Source organism: Synechococcus sp. MIT S9451 (assembly GCF_047304725.1).
In the GTDB taxonomy this organism is placed as follows: domain Bacteria; phylum Cyanobacteriota; class Cyanobacteriia; order PCC-6307; family Cyanobiaceae; genus Synechococcus_C.
Genome location: NZ_CP138971.1, coordinates 1,243,326 through 1,257,998, shown reverse-complemented (window position 1 = coordinate 1,257,998; position 14,673 = coordinate 1,243,326). Strand labels below are relative to the sequence as shown.

At 59.6% G+C, this 14,673-nt stretch carries 7 protein-coding genes and 1 tRNA gene; 3 read left to right on the top strand and 5 right to left on the bottom strand.

Annotated elements, in window-relative coordinates; all coding sequences use genetic code 11:
- Window positions 1-478 precede the first annotated feature (478 nt).
- Window positions 479-2,695: a photosystem I core protein PsaB gene (psaB, locus tag SIB72_RS06260; RefSeq protein WP_115019321.1), complete on the bottom strand. Its 2,217-nt coding sequence runs from the start codon at window positions 2,693-2,695 to the stop codon at window positions 479-481.
- Window positions 2,696-2,717: 22 nt separating this feature from the next.
- A complete protein-coding gene (psaA, locus tag SIB72_RS06255) occupies window positions 2,718-5,021 on the bottom strand; it encodes a photosystem I core protein PsaA (protein WP_413744994.1) in 2,304 nt (767 codons plus the stop codon).
- A 419-nt stretch (window positions 5,022-5,440) separates the two neighbouring features.
- Here psaA and SIB72_RS06250 point away from each other — a divergent pair, with 419 nt between their 5' ends.
- Window positions 5,441-6,778 carry a hypothetical protein gene (locus SIB72_RS06250; RefSeq protein ID WP_413744993.1) on the top strand — a complete coding sequence of 446 codons (1,338 nt, stop codon included), beginning with the start codon at window positions 5,441-5,443 and terminating at the stop codon, window positions 6,776-6,778.
- A 140-nt stretch (window positions 6,779-6,918) separates the two neighbouring features.
- Window positions 6,919-8,700: a precorrin-3B C(17)-methyltransferase gene (cobJ, locus tag SIB72_RS06245; protein ID WP_413744992.1), complete on the top strand. Its 1,782-nt coding sequence runs from the start codon at window positions 6,919-6,921 to the stop codon at window positions 8,698-8,700.
- A gap of 21 nt (window positions 8,701-8,721) precedes the next feature.
- Here cobJ and SIB72_RS06240 read toward each other — a convergent pair.
- Window positions 8,722-8,795 (bottom strand) — tRNA-Pro (locus SIB72_RS06240).
- A 27-nt stretch (window positions 8,796-8,822) separates the two neighbouring features.
- Between SIB72_RS06240 and lipA the strand changes: the two genes are divergently transcribed.
- Entirely contained in the window at window positions 8,823-9,692 is an 870-nt protein-coding gene (gene lipA, locus SIB72_RS06235) for a lipoyl synthase (protein WP_413745060.1), read from the top strand.
- Window positions 9,693-9,738: 46 nt separating this feature from the next.
- Here the strand turns inward: lipA and SIB72_RS06230 are convergent, their stop codons facing one another.
- On the bottom strand, window positions 9,739-10,047 hold the full coding sequence (locus tag SIB72_RS06230; protein ID WP_413744991.1) for a YciI family protein: 309 nt from the start codon (window positions 10,045-10,047) through the stop codon (window positions 9,739-9,741).
- Window positions 10,048-10,059: 12 nt separating this feature from the next.
- On the bottom strand, window positions 10,060-14,667 hold the full coding sequence (gene gltB / locus SIB72_RS06225; protein ID WP_413744990.1) for a glutamate synthase large subunit: 4,608 nt from the start codon (window positions 14,665-14,667) through the stop codon (window positions 10,060-10,062).
- Window positions 14,668-14,673 lie beyond the last annotated feature (6 nt).

The following is a 14,673-nucleotide window of genomic DNA, read 5'->3' as shown; positions in this document are numbered from 1 at the left end:
AGTGGTCAAGTCGGATCCAACCGTGATTGCATGCCTTCAACGCCTTGATGGACAGCCGAGCACTCAGGGCCTGAGAGCAGAGCAGCAACCCTCCCCGAGTGAACAAGCCAATCCAAGGCAGACATTGAGCATTTCCGCACGAGTCTCAGCGAAGAGAACGATGGCAGCGACAAGGAAAAGCTGCCCAGATGGACTGCAGGAGACCAGCCCTGAACTGCCGATGCAGACGCACAGACAGAACTGAGGGTGCGATCGAGGCTGCAGCTGATTCAGAAAGCTTCACCAGTGTCCGACGTCCGACGCACCAAGCAAGGGGAACCAGACAGGCCAACTTGAAGCCTTGTCGAATCAGTGCTTACAGGTTGAGCGCCAACCAACCAGACAGAGAAGTCACAGAGATGTCAATGAAAAACCCCGCCCGGAAAACCGGACGGGGCCAAGGAACGACTCTTGAAGAATCGAGCAGGTGGCTAACGAGTTAGCCGAACTTGCCAGATGTTGAGGCGATCAGGAATGCTGCGTACGTGAGTACGTAGCCAACAGTGAAGTGGGAGAGTCCCACAACACGGGCCTGAACGATGGACAGAGCGACAGGTTTGTCGCGCCAGCCCATCATGTTGGCGATGGGGCTGCGCTGATGAGCCCAGACGATGGTCTCAATCAGCTCCTGCCAGTAACCACGCCAGGAGATCAGGAACATGAAGCCTGTCGCCCACACAAGGTGACCGAACAGGAACATCCAAGACCACACAGCGAGGTTGTTGCTGCCGAAGGGGTTGTAACCGTTGATCAGCTGTGAGCTGTTCAGCCACAGATAATCGCGGAACCAGCCCATCAGATAAGTGCTGGACTCATTGAACTGAGCAACGTTGCCCTGCCAAATGGCGAGGTGCTTCCAATGCCAGTAGAAGGTGAGCCAACCGGCTGTATTCAAGGCCCAGAAAACGGCCAGGTAGAAGGCGTCCCAGGCAGAGATGTCGCAGGTGCCGCCACGGCCAGGGCCGTCGCAAGGGAAGGAGTAACCGAAGTCCTTCTTATCAGGCATCAGCTTGGAGCCACGGGCATCAAGCGCGCCCTTCACCAGGATGAGGGTGGTGGTGTGCAGACCCAGGGCGATCGCATGATGCACCAGGAAGTCACCAGGACCGATCTGCAGGAACAGATCGTTCGCACCGCCATTGATGGCGTCCATCCAATAGTGCTCTCCAGGGATGTTCTGCGACGCCAGGGTTGCAGAGCTGGAGGCATTGGCGAGGAACACATCAAAGCCATAGATCATCTTGCCTGAAGCGGCTTGGACGAACTGGGCGAAGACGGGCTCTACAAGGATCTGCTTCTCAGGAGTACCGAAGGCAACAACCACGTCGTTATGGACGTAGAGGCCCAGGGTGTGGAAACCGAGGAACAGGGTGACCCAACTCAGATGGCTGATGATCGCTTCCTTGTGCTCGAGCATCCGAGCCAGGACGTTGTCCTTGTTGGCTTCGGGGTCGTAGTCACGGATGAAGAAGATCGCGCCGTGAGCGAAGGCACCGCACATCAGGAAGATGGCGATGTACTGGTGATGGGTGTACAGCGCTGCCTGGGTTGTGTAGTCCTTCGCGATGAAGGCATACGAGGGCATCGAGTACATGTGCTGCGCCACCAAGCTGGTGACAACGCCAAGGGAGGCCAAGGCGAGGCCAAGCTGGAAGTGCAGGCTGTTGTTCAGGGTGTCGTACAGACCCTTGTGGCCAGCACCCAGGTCACCAGGGGTTCCCTTGGGTGGGTTGTGCGCTTCGTGGATTTCGCGGATGGAATGACCGATACCAAAATTGGTGCGGTACATGTGACCTGCGATCACGAAAATGCAACCGATGGCCAGATGGTGATGCGCGATGTCTGTGAGCCAGAGGGCTTCCGTCTGGGGGTGGAAACCACCCAGGAAGGTGAGAATCGCAGTTCCAGAACCTTCGGCGGTGCCGAAAATCTGACCTGTGGAGTCAGGGTTCTGGGCATACACACCCCAGTTGCCGGTGAAGAACGGCTGAAGACCTGCCGGGTGAGGCAGAACATTCAGGAAGTTGTCCCAACCAACGTGCTGACCGCGTGACTCAGGGATGGCCACGTGAACCAGGTGACCGGTCCAGGCAATCGAGCTGAAGCCGAAGAGAACGGCGAGGTGATGGTTGAGGCGTGATTCAGCGTTCTTGAACCAAGCCAGGGATGGACGGAACTTGGGCTGCAAATGCAACCAGCCGGCAAAGAGTGCCCATGCCGACAGGATCATCATGAAGATGGATCCCTGATACAACTCGGCATTCGTGGTCATGCCGATTGTGTAGAACCAGTGATACAGGCCTGAGTAGGCAATGTTCACCGGGGAGGAAGCACCCGCCTGAGTGAAGGCGTCAATGGCGCCTTGACCGAAGTGGGGATCCCAAATTGCGTGAGCGATGGGGCGCACGTGCAGAGGGTCGGCGACCCACTGCTCGAAGTTGCCCTGCCAGGCGATATGGAACAGGTTTCCCGAAACCCAGAGGCCAATGATGGCGAGATGCCCGAAATGGGTGGAGAAGAGCTTTTGGTAAAGCTTCTCCTCCGTCATTCCGTCATGGCTCTCGAAATCGTGAGCCGTGGCGATCCCGTACCAAATGCGGCGGGTTGTCGGGTCCTGTGCCAGACCCTGGCTAAACGAAGGAAATTTCGTTGCCATTAGAGGGAAAGGTCAGGAGAGGTCAGCCGACCACAAGGATGTGGGCGTGGAAGAAGGCCCACGTGGTCGCGATGCCGCCCAGAAGATAGTGAGCGACACCCACAGCACGGCCCTGGGTGATGGACAGCGCACGGGGCTGGATGGCCGGAGCCACTTTCAGCTTGTTGTGAGCCCAAACAATGGACTCAATGAGCTCTTGCCAGTAGCCGCGGCCGCTGAACAGGAACATCAGGCTGAAGGCCCAGACGAAGTGAGCTCCAAGGAACATCAGGCCATAGGCGCTGGTGTTGGAGCCATAGCTGTTGATCACCTGTGCGGCCTGAGCCCACAGGAAGTCACGCAGCCAGCCATTAATCGTGATGGCGCTGTTGGCAAAATTGCCGTTGGTGATGTGCTGGACAGAGCCATCAGCATTCACCGTGCCCCACACATCGCTTTGCATCTTCCAAGAGAAGTGGAAGATCACGACGGAGATGGAGTTGTACATCCAGAACAGACCCAGGAACACGTGGTCCCAAGCAGACACCTGACAGGTGCCGCCACGACCAGGGCCATCGCAAGGGAAGCGGAAGCCCAGGTTCGCCTTATCGGGAACCAGACGTGAATTACGGGCGTACAGGACACCCTTCAGCAGGATCAGAACCGTCACGTGAATCGTGAAGGCATGGATGTGGTGGACCATGAAGTCAGCGGTGCCCAGAGGAATCGGGGCAGCGGCGACCTTGCCACCAATGGCCACAACGGAACCGTTGAACACTTCGCTGACGCCAGCAAGAGCGTTAGGAGCGGTGCTTCCGGCTGCAGCGCCATGAAGGCCCTGGATCCATTGAGCAAAGACAGGCCTCAGCTGGATTGCGGAGTCACTGAACATGTCCTGGGGGCGACCCAGAGCACGCATGGTGTCGTTGTGCACATACAGGCCGAAGCTGTGAGCGCCGAGCCAGATGCACACCCAGTTGAGGTGGCTGATGATGGCATCGCGAGCCTTGAGCACCCGGTCAAGCACGTTGTCCACGTGCTGTGCGGGGTCGTAGTCACGAACCATGGCGATGGCAGCGTGCGCTGCACCACCAACGATCAGAAAGCCACCAATCCACATGTGATGGGTGAACAGACCGATCTGAGTCGGGTAATCGATACCGATGTACGGATACGGAGGCATCGCATACATGTGCTGGGCAACGACGATGCAAACCGAGCCACCCATTGCAAGGTTCACGGCTAGCTGGGCATGCCAGGAGTTCGTCATGAACTCGTAGATGCCTTTATGGCCGTTGCTTGCAGGGAAGAGCAGAGGATCTCCCTGATGCGCTTCGTGGATCTCCTTAATGGAGTGCCCGATGCCGTAGTTGTTGCGGTACATGTGACCAGCAACGATGAACATCACGGCAATCGCCAAATGGTGATGCGCGATGTCGGTCATCCACAGGCTTCCAGTCACAGGGTTGAGACCACCCTTGAAGGTGAGGAAGTCGCTGTAAGCAGCCCAGTTACCGCTAAAGAAGGCACCGATGCCGGAGCCGATTCCTGGATAAAGCTGAGCCAGGAGATCCTGGTTGAAAAATTCGTGAGGCAGAGGGATGTCCGCCACAGACGCGATGGTCTTGCCATTCAGGACCAGCGGTTGGCCGGCATCAATGGCATCCATCAGCTTGGTGGTGGGAGCCGAGACATGGATCAGGTGACCCGCCCATGACAAGGAACCCAGACCGAACAGAACCGCCAGGTGGTGGTTCAGCATGGCCTCGGCATCTTGGAACCACTCCAGCTTTGGAGCTGCCTTGTGGTAGTGGAAGACGCCTGCATTAAGCATGAGGCCGGCCATCACCAGAGCGCCGATCGCCAGGGCCATCAACTGGGTTTCAGTCGTGATGCCCCAGGCACGCCACATTTGGAAGAGGCCTGAGGTGATCTGGATGCCTTGATGACCGGCACCCATGTCACCGTTGAGAATTTCCTGACCGAACACCGGCCACACCACCTGAGCACTGGGCTTCACGTGAGTGGGGTCGGCAAGCCAGCCGGAATAGTTGGAGAAGCGGGCTCCATGGAAGAAGGCGCCGCTCAGCCAAATGAACACCACGGCCAGATGGCCGAAGTGAGCACTGAAGATTCTGCGAGAAACCTCTTGGAGGTCGCTCGTGTGTGAGTCGAAATCGTGAGCGTTGGCGTGGAGGTTCCAAACCCAGGTTGTGGTTTTGGGACCTTTCGCAAGAGATCTGTCGAAATGTCCGGGCTTACCGAACAGTTCAAAGGTCGCAGGGTTGTCGACCTTGACAAATTTGCTCTTGCGAGTGCTCCCACGCTCTGGTGGGCTTTTGGTCATCGAGTCGTTCCTCGAGGGACGGGATCGAGGTGGTGGGCCACCCCTCCGATAAACCGGAAGGCTCATCGGGGCCCCGGGCGCAGCTCGGCAAAGCCTCACAGCATCCGGGCGCCAGTGGTTTTCGGGAGAAAGGCCTCCCGACTCTCACTGGAGCATTGGGCCCCAAAGAGGGGACCGCTGGCGGAAGCATAGAGGCGAATGTCGACCCTCTGGCCAGGTGAGTTACAAAGGTTCAATCCGTCAGCGCCCCAGTGAGGACAGGGGGTCTGCCAGAGAGCGACTAACAGCCCAGTGCAGACATTTTGGAGGAATCAATAACAATTAAGAACTAATTTTTTGAATCCCATTAACACAAAACTTGAGGCCCGCTGGGTCAGCGGATGGATTGTTCAGAATGCTTCTGAACTGCTGCAGCCTCCATGGGCACGTTGGCACGCCGCCATGCCATCGCAATCCTGATCACCGTGCTGATCGTTTTGATCGGTGTGGCACCTGCATCCGCCCTTGACATTCCAGCCATCGCCTGGGGAGATCGCACCGTCAACAATCGCCCCAGGCGAGTTGTGACACCTGAGGGACCCAAGGGCGGGCTCCAGGAAGTCACAGCGCCAGGTGGCGTCCAGCAGCTGCGCAGCCGTCTGGCCGATCATCACCCCAGGCTGACGCTCAAAAACCCGCAGGACGGTGCCGTTCTGAACGGGAAGGAACTGAAACTGGTTGTGGAAGTCGAAGACTGGCCCCTGGTCAACGATCCTGACCTAGGCCTTGGCCCCCACGTGGCTCTCCAGATCGACAACGAGCCCCCGCTTCGTTTCAGCAGTGGTGAAAAAAGCTCCGGAGCAGGTCTCACGGTGAAGGCAACCCTGCCGGCACTCAGTCCTGGCAGCCATCGCCTGAGTGCATACGCCGCTTATCCATGGGGAGAAGCCGTCAAGGCGCCAGGGGCCAGCCTGAACTGGCGCCTGCATCAATTTCAGGCTCTCAAAGGCACCCAGCCAGATCCGAACGCCCCCTGGATGGTGATGGTTAGCCCCGCTGAGCTTGGTAACGGTGAGCCACTGCTATTGGACTGGCTGATTTGGAATGCACCTTTACAGAACCTGCGCGAAGGCGACGGGCGCTGGCGCCTGCGCCTCACCCTGAATGGAGACAGTTTCCTGGTAGACCGCCAAGACGCAATCTGGGTCCGTCAGAACGAAGCCAGCGAGATCGTGCAGATGGAACTGCTGGACGGTCTAGGAGATCCGATTGATCCAACCTTTAACAACCAACTGCGTTTCGTCCCACCGCGAACCAGGCAGAAACCGGCTTGGCTTCAGTCAAGACTGAGCGAAAGCGATGTTGCCCGCCTCGTGGGCGACCCCGCTCCTCAGCCTGAGCCAGAGCCTGCAGCGGCGCTGCCACAGGAAGAACCAAGCGCCAACACCCCCCGGGCCGACGCAACCGAGCCCAAGAAGGAGGACACCAAAACGCCATCGGTCGAACAGACAGACGTTCCCATTCCGGTTGAAGAAGGCAACGACAACCACTCCGGCACGAACGAAAGCCTGGATGAGCAGTCAACGGCCATGGCAGAGGTCATGACAGAGGTCATGCCCCCAATCAGCGAACGGTCGAATCGCAAGATCTCCGCCAGCGGGATCGTCGATCCAACCACCCCTCCACCGACAAAATCTGCTGAAAAGGAACAGTCACCCACCATCAGCCTGGGAGGATCAGATCGGGAGCCGTTGAACACTGACGAGCCCCAGCGCTGATTTCCGAGCCTGCTGTCCTGAACGCTGCAACGCCCCCTCTCTCCGAGGTTGACCCTGTCCTGCAACACCAAAGCGGTTTCGCGCTGGGGCTGTCGTGCAGTGCCCTGCCTCTGCTTCAACGACTTCAAAAGACTGGTTATGTGAAGCAGATCGCCCTAACAGTCAAGGCAGCGGAAGCGATCCAGACCCCTCCAGCGGATCTGATCCGCGGTAGCGGAGCTGCACTTCTGCAGCAGCATTGGCGGGGCACGGTGATCGTGATCGGGGCTTTAGGGGCCGTCACCCGTCTGATCGCCCCGCTGATTGCAGGCAAGTCCACAGATCCGGCCGTTCTTGTTTTGGATGCCGAAGCCCGAGTGGTGGTGCCACTGCTGGGCGGACATCAGGCCAGAGCGGAAGCCCTCGCCTACGAGCTCGCAGCGGTTCTTGGCGCTATTGCCGTCATCACAGGCGACTGCGTCAGCCAGAAACGACTTCCCCTCGATGCCTTTGGTCGCGACTGGGGCTGGCGTCCTGGAGGCGAGATCGGCGCCTGGCGTGCCCTCATGGTCGAGCAGGCCCAGGGGCATCCGATCAGATTCAGTCAGCAAAGCGGCAGCAAGCACTGGCGTCTTTGCAGCGCAGCGGCTGCTCTTGTGGACAGCTCGCCTGATGGTGACAGCGAAGAAAGCGCTGAGGCCTTGGCCACAATCCGTTTGCGAATCACAGCAGAGCGGCGCTCCTCCTCCAGCTCAGGCGTCTGCCATTGGCATCCTCCCGTCCTCTGGATCGGGGTGGGGTGTGAGCGCAACACCAGTTTCAGCCTGGTCGAACGGGCGATTCACAGAGGCTTAGCGGAAGCAGGCCTGGCGCCGGAAGCAGTGGCGGGCCTGAGCACGATCGAGCGTAAGGGTGATGAACCTGCACTGCTAAAGCTCGCTGCAGAGCAGGGCTGGCCCCTGAGACTGAAGAGCCCAGAAGCCCTCGCCTCCATTGACGTACCCACACCATCAGCGGTGGTCGCCGCCGAAATGGGAACAGCTTCGGTGGCAGAAGCAGCAGCGTTGCTTGCTGCTGGAGAGGGAGGCCATCTACGGCTCTCGAAACGGATCGAAAAGCCTCAGGACTCCAAAGAATGCGGAGCCGCCACCGTGGCCATCGCCGAAGCGATGGAGCCCTTCGCGCCCCAACGCGGCGAACTGCATCTGATTGGCAGCGGCCCCGGCGACCTGACTCTGCTCACTGCCGATGCGAAGCAAGCCCTCAGCCGCTGCGTGTCGTGGATTGGCTACGGCCTCTACCTCGACCTGCTGGAGCCCCTGCGTCGCCCCGATCAAGTGCGTTTGGATGGCCAATTAACCCGCGAACGAGACCGGTGTCTCCAGGCCCTGGAGCTAGCGCGTCAGGGTGCCCGAGTCGCCTTGGTGTCTTCAGGCGACAGCGGCATCTATGGCATGGCAGGCCTGGCTCTAGAACTTTGGCTATCGCTGCCTGAGCAGGAGCGCCCCCGCTTCGAGGTGCATCCGGGGATCTCCGCCCTTCAACTGGCTGCAGCCAGGGTCGGAGCCCCGCTCATGCATGACTTCTGCACCATCAGCCTCAGTGATCGTCTCACTCCATGGGAGGTGATCGAGAAGCGACTTCAGGCAGCCGCTGACGGAGATTTTGTCGTGGCGCTGTATAACCCCCGTTCCAAAGGACGAGACTGGCAACTGGAACGCGCACGCCAGATCCTGCTCAGCGGCCGGGAGGTGACCACCCCCGTTGTTTTGGCCCGTCAACTCGGGCGCAGCGAAGAAGCCGTCGAGCTTCATGCGCTTGGAACACTGCCTGTCGACGCCGTCGACATGCTCACTGTGCTGGTGATCGGCAACAGCACCAGCCGGGAATCAGATGGACGACTGGTCACACCACGTGGTTACCCAGGGGCCGACCTGACTTGAGCAATCCTCATGACAGTGGAGTCGGGATGACAGGATTCGAACCTGCGGCCCCTTCGTCCCGAACGAAGTGCGCTACCAAGCTGCGCTACATCCCGATGACGGGACTTTAGAAGATGACCTCCCTGCAGAAACCAGACTGGTTGCGCGTCAAAGCACCACAACGGGAGCGCATCGGCGCCGTGGCCGACATGCTTGTCGACCTGAAGCTGAACACCGTTTGCCAGGAAGCAAGTTGTCCCAATATCGGCGAATGCTTTGGAGGGGGCACGGCCACCTTTCTGATCATGGGGCCCGGCTGCACCCGGGCCTGCCCCTACTGCGACATCGATTTCGACAAGAGCGTGCGCACGCTCGATCCCACAGAACCAGAACGACTCGGCGAAGCAGTGGCACGCCTTGGCCTCAAGCATGTCGTCATCACTTCGGTGAACCGAGATGACCTCGACGACGGCGGCGCATCCCAGTTCGTGGCGTGCATCCAGCAGGTGAAGAAGCGCTCACCGCTGACCACGATCGAACTGCTGATCCCCGACTTCTGCGGCAACTGGGAGGCCCTGGCCACTGTGATGAACGCAGCGCCTCATGTGCTGAACCACAACATCGAAACCGTGCCCAGGCTTTACCGCAAAGCAAGACCCCAGGGCCTCTATCAGCGCTCTCTCGAACTCCTGCAGCAGGTGCGAGACAACTGGCCACGGGCTTACACAAAATCAGGCCTGATGGTGGGCCTTGGCGAAAACGATGCGGAAGTCATCGAGGTGCTGCAAGACCTACGTGCCCACCAAGTGGACATCGTCACCATCGGCCAGTACCTCTCCCCTGGCCCCAAGCACTTGCCGGTGGACCGCTTCGTCACACCCGGGCAGTTCGAGCACTACCGCCAACACGGCGAGAAGGAACTCGGCTTTTTGCAGGTGGTGAGCACCCCTCTGACTCGCAGCAGCTACCACGCCGGTGAGGTCCAACGCCTGATGCAAGCCCATCCCCGCTGAGCTGTCTCCGATCTACGCGCCCCACCACTGCTAGGGATCGCGAACGTCACGCCTGCAGCTCCCCTGACACCGGGACCCATTCATGCAAGCTCCAGGTCACCAAATCGCGGCAAATCATCGGGTCCTGGCGAATCAGTTCCAGGGCAGAGGCATAGCTGGGGGCTTCAAACAACAACAGACCACCACCACCGGGTTTGTGCTCACCGTCCACCAGGAAACCACTGGCCATACGCACACCAGAGGAGCGCTGGGCCTCGACCCATTGACGATGATCGCTGAGGTGAACACGCCGCTCATCTACCGGTAACGCCGTCAGCGCATCGGTAAAAATCTCCTGCTTGATGAACCAGGCCATGGGTCTGCGTGATCAGACGGCCACTGCAGCCTGATCACGCAGACCCATGGCAGCGCGCTCACTCGGAGGAACCAACAGTTTGAAGCGCTCCTTGGCTGCTGACCAATCGGCCAGCAGAGCCACGGCTTTCTCACTGCACGTAGCAGCCACATAAGCCTCGAGTAACCCTTTCAGAGTGGCCTCCTGTTCACGCGTCGTTAGAGGGCAAACCTCAACGATCTCGTGGTTCACCCGGTCAGTGAGACCGCCATTGGTATCAAGGATGAAAGCCACACCGCCGGTCATCCCAGCACCCACATTGCGGCCCGTGCTGCCCAGCACCACCACCACCCCGCCAGTCATGTATTCACAACAGTGGTCACCCGTGCCCTCAACGACGCACCGAGCACCGCTGTTGCGCACCGCGAAGCGTTCACCGGCGCGCCCATGCACAAACAGTTCCCCTCCGGTGGCACCGTAAAGACACGTGTTGCCGAGAATCACTTGTTCACCAGGGGATGCCGTCCCGGGATTCGGGACGAGAACGATGCGACCACTATTCATTCCCTTGCCGATGTAGTCATTGGCTTCGCCCTGAAGGCGAACATCCATTCCCTGCACCAGAAAAGCTCCAAAGCTCTGACCTGCCGCTCCGTGGAAATGAAGCTGCAACTCTCCCTGAAAACCACGGTTGCCGTGAAGGGCAGCAATTTCACCGGCCAATCGGGCACCGATGCTGCGATCGGTGTTGATGATCTCCAAGGTGCGAGAAATAGACCCATGGGTCTGAATTGCCGCCAGCACATCGGCATCAGCGAGCAACTGATCTTCAAGGGTCGGTCCATTGCCATGAGCCGAAGCCGCATGCGTCAGCCAGCTGCGACTGTTACTACCAACAACTGGCGCCAACAAGGTGGTGAGATCCACTGACTTGGTCTTGGCCAAGCTCACCGCACGAGGCTTCAGCAGATCATTACGACCGATCAGCTCCTCAAGGCTTGCCACGCCAAGCACGCTCATCAGCTGGCGCACCTCCTCGGCGACATACAAGAAGAAATTCACCACATGCTCGGGGAGTCCTGTGAAGCGCTTTCGCAGAGCTTCTTTCTGGGTCGCAACACCCACTGGACAATTATTGGTGTGGCAAACGCGGGCCATGATGCAGCCCTCCGCGATCATCGCCACCGAGCCGAAACCGAACTCCTCTGCGCCAAGGAGCGCAGCCATCACGACATCCCAACCGGTCTTGAGGCCTCCATCGGCACGAAGGAGGACGCGATCACGCAGACCGTTCTCCATCAGGCTGCGATGCACCTCGGTGAGGCCCAGTTCCCATGGTCCTCCCGCATGCTTGATGGAGCTCAACGGTGAGGCACCCGTGCCACCATCGTGACCGGAGATCTGGATCACGTCCGCATTGGCCTTGGCAACGCCTGCGGCGATGGTGCCAATACCGATCTCGGCCACGAGCTTGACCGACACCCTGGCACTGGGGTGCACCTGATGGAGATCGTGAATTAACTGCGCCAGATCCTCAATCGAATAGATGTCGTGATGGGGAGGCGGAGAAATCAGAGCCACACCTGGCTTGCTATTCCGCAGCCAGGCGATGTACTCATCCACCTTCGGTCCAGGCAGCTGGCCACCCTCTCCGGGTTTGGCACCCTGAGCCACCTTGATCTCGAGCTGTCGACCACTGCGCAGATATTCGGCCGTCACACCAAACCGCCCAGAAGCGATCTGCTTGATCGCCGAGCAGGCCGTATCACCGTTGCTGAGGCCCCGAATGGCAGGCAGGGTCTCTGATCGACCTTCACTGTCCACATCGGCAAGCACCTTGAAACGGGCCGGATCCTCTCCACCCTCACCACTATTGCTTTTGCCGCCGATGCGGTTCATGGCCACGGCTAAGACCTCGTGAGCCTCCCGCGACAGCGCCCCGAGACTCATGCCACCCGTGCAAAACCGTTCGCAGATGCTTTGCACACTCTCAACCTGGTCCAGGGGCAGTGGCGTGGCAGCAGTCCTGAACTCAAGCAGGTCGCGCAGGGCAGTGACCGGACGGTTCTCCAGCAGGGTGCGATAGGTCGAGAAGTGGTCGTAGCCAGGGCCGTCCTTGACAGCTTTGTGGAGAGCCTTGGACATCTCCGGGCTGTTGAGGTGGTACTCCCCACCAGTTCGATACTGCACAAAGCCCATGAACTCGAGCTTGGTGCGGTTGAGCTCTGGGAAGGCCTTGGCGTGCAGGAGCAGGGTCTCGCGAGCCAATTCCTGAAGGGAGAGACCCGCGACTCGGCTCGTTGTGCCGGTGAAAGCGCACGTGATCACATCGGCACCAAGACCGATCGCTTCGAAGATCTGGGCCCCGTGATAGCTCGCCAAAAGGGAGATGCCGATCTTGGAGAGAATCTTGCGAAGACCATTCTCAAGAGCGAGGCGGACATTGGCCTGAGCCTTGGCCGCAGTCAGGGCCTCAAGCTTGCCCTGCTCGATCCGCTTCTGGGTCTTGGGATGAACCAGCCAATGCCGGATGGTCTCCCAGGTGAGCCAAGGGCAGACGGCGCTGGCGCCATAGCCGATCAGGCAAGCCAAATGATGGGTGCTCCAGCACTGCGCTGTGTCAACCACCAAAGAACACTTCAGGCGTTGCCCCTCACGCAAGAGGTGATGGTGTACGGCACCAACAGCCAGCAGAGGCGGAAGGGCTGCGACTGTTGCCGCCAGGGGAGCGGGCTGACCTTGAGCAGCCACTCGGTCACTCAGCACAAGTATCTGTGCCCCCTGGTCCACAGCACTGCTAGCGGAAGCACAGAGTTGATCCAAAGCAACCTGCAAGGCCTCGGCCGAGAGGGTGGGATCAAACTGAGTCGAGAGATGTCGAGAGGGCAGTCCCTGATTGGCGATAGCGGCCAGTTCGGCTTCGTTCAGGACAGGTGAATCGAGGTGCACCAAGGCAGCGGCCTCAGGCTGCGGACAGAGAGCCGGCCGCCGTTCACCTAGATGCATCTCCAGGCTCATCACCAGCTTTTCGCGCAGAGGGTCGATCGGCGGATTGGTGACCTGAGCGAAGCGCTGCTTGAAGTAGTCGTAGAGAAGATGTGGCTTGTCCGAGAGCACTGCTAGGGGAATGTCGTCGCCCATGCAGTAGGTGGGCTCCTTGGCAGCGCCTGCCATGTCTTCAATCACCAGCTCAAGGTCTTCAGCGGTGAAACCGGTTGCAGTCTGCAAACGCAACAGATCGAGATCGGCCAGCTGGCTGTCGTCCGTCCAGGGCTGCGCGTCAAGATTGCGGCGATGCTCTTGTAGCCAGCTGCCATACGGATGGCGTGCGGCAGCATCTTCCTTCACGGCCCAATTGTCGAGCAGTTCACCCCGCTCAAGATCCACAGCAAGCATCTGACCAGGGCCGAGGCGACCACGACTGACCACGGTCTTGTCGCTGAGATCCACCACGCCGGTTTCCGAGCCCATGATCACAAAGCCGTCGCTGGTGGTGCACCAACGGGCTGGACGCAGACCGTTCCTGTCCAGAGTGGCACCCACACGCTTGCCGTCTGCAAACACCAACAAGGCAGGACCGTCCCAGGGCTCCTGGATACCGGCATTGAACTCGTACATCGCCGTCACGTCTGGACGAGAATCGAGATCGGGCTGATTGCGAAAGGCCTCGGGGACCAACGTGATCAAGCTGTCGGTGATCGAACGCCCACTGCGCACCATCAACTCGAGGTTGGCGTCGAGATTGGCGGAATCACTGAAGGCAGGATTCACCACAGGGTTCAAGTCAGCCGCGGCATCGCCCCACACTTGGCTGAGTTGGGACTCGGAAGCACGGGCCCAGTTGAGATTGCCCAAAAGGGTATTGATCTCTCCGTTATGGCCGAGCAGTCGCATCGGCTGAGCCAGCGGCCAGCGAGGAAGGGTATTGGTACTGAAACGGCGGTGATAAACCGCAAAGCTCACCGCGAAGCGAGCGTCGCGGAGGTCGGCATAGAAAGCCGCCAGCACCTCAGAGCGCACCATGCCTTTGTAAACAACGGTGCGACTGCTCAGCGAAGCGACATAAAGGTCTCTTGCACCTTCGGCACCGAAGGCTTTGCGGGCACGATCGCCCAGACGGCGCCGCAGGCGAAACAAGAGGGCCTCAAGGGCATCTCCGGCCTGCTCGCCCTCAACAAGCCACTGGTAAATGGAGGGAGCCGTCTCACGCGCGAGAGGACCGAGGACAGCTGAATCAACCGGCACTTCACGCCAGCCCTTGGATTGGAGACCCAGGGCTGCAGCCTCCTCAGCGGCAAACATCTGAGCCTGCTCACGACGACTGGGATCAGATGGAAGGAACAGCATTCCCAGGCCTCGGCCATCCCCAGAAGCAGCAACCTCCGGCCAGACAGCCTTGAGATAGTCCCAGGGGATGCCACAGAGCACACCCGCGCCGTCACCAGAATCTCCATCCCCGCCACAGCCGCCGCGGTGCTCCATGCAGCCCAGGCCTCGCAGGGCTTGCTGAAGCAACCAATGGCTGGCCTCTCCCTGCAGCTGGGCCAGAAAGCCCACACCGCAGGCATCCTTCTCTCCGGCCACGGCTTCAGGAGCTGGGGTATCGCAGTGGGGCCAGGCTGAGTCGGAAAGTTGGGTCATGTCCTT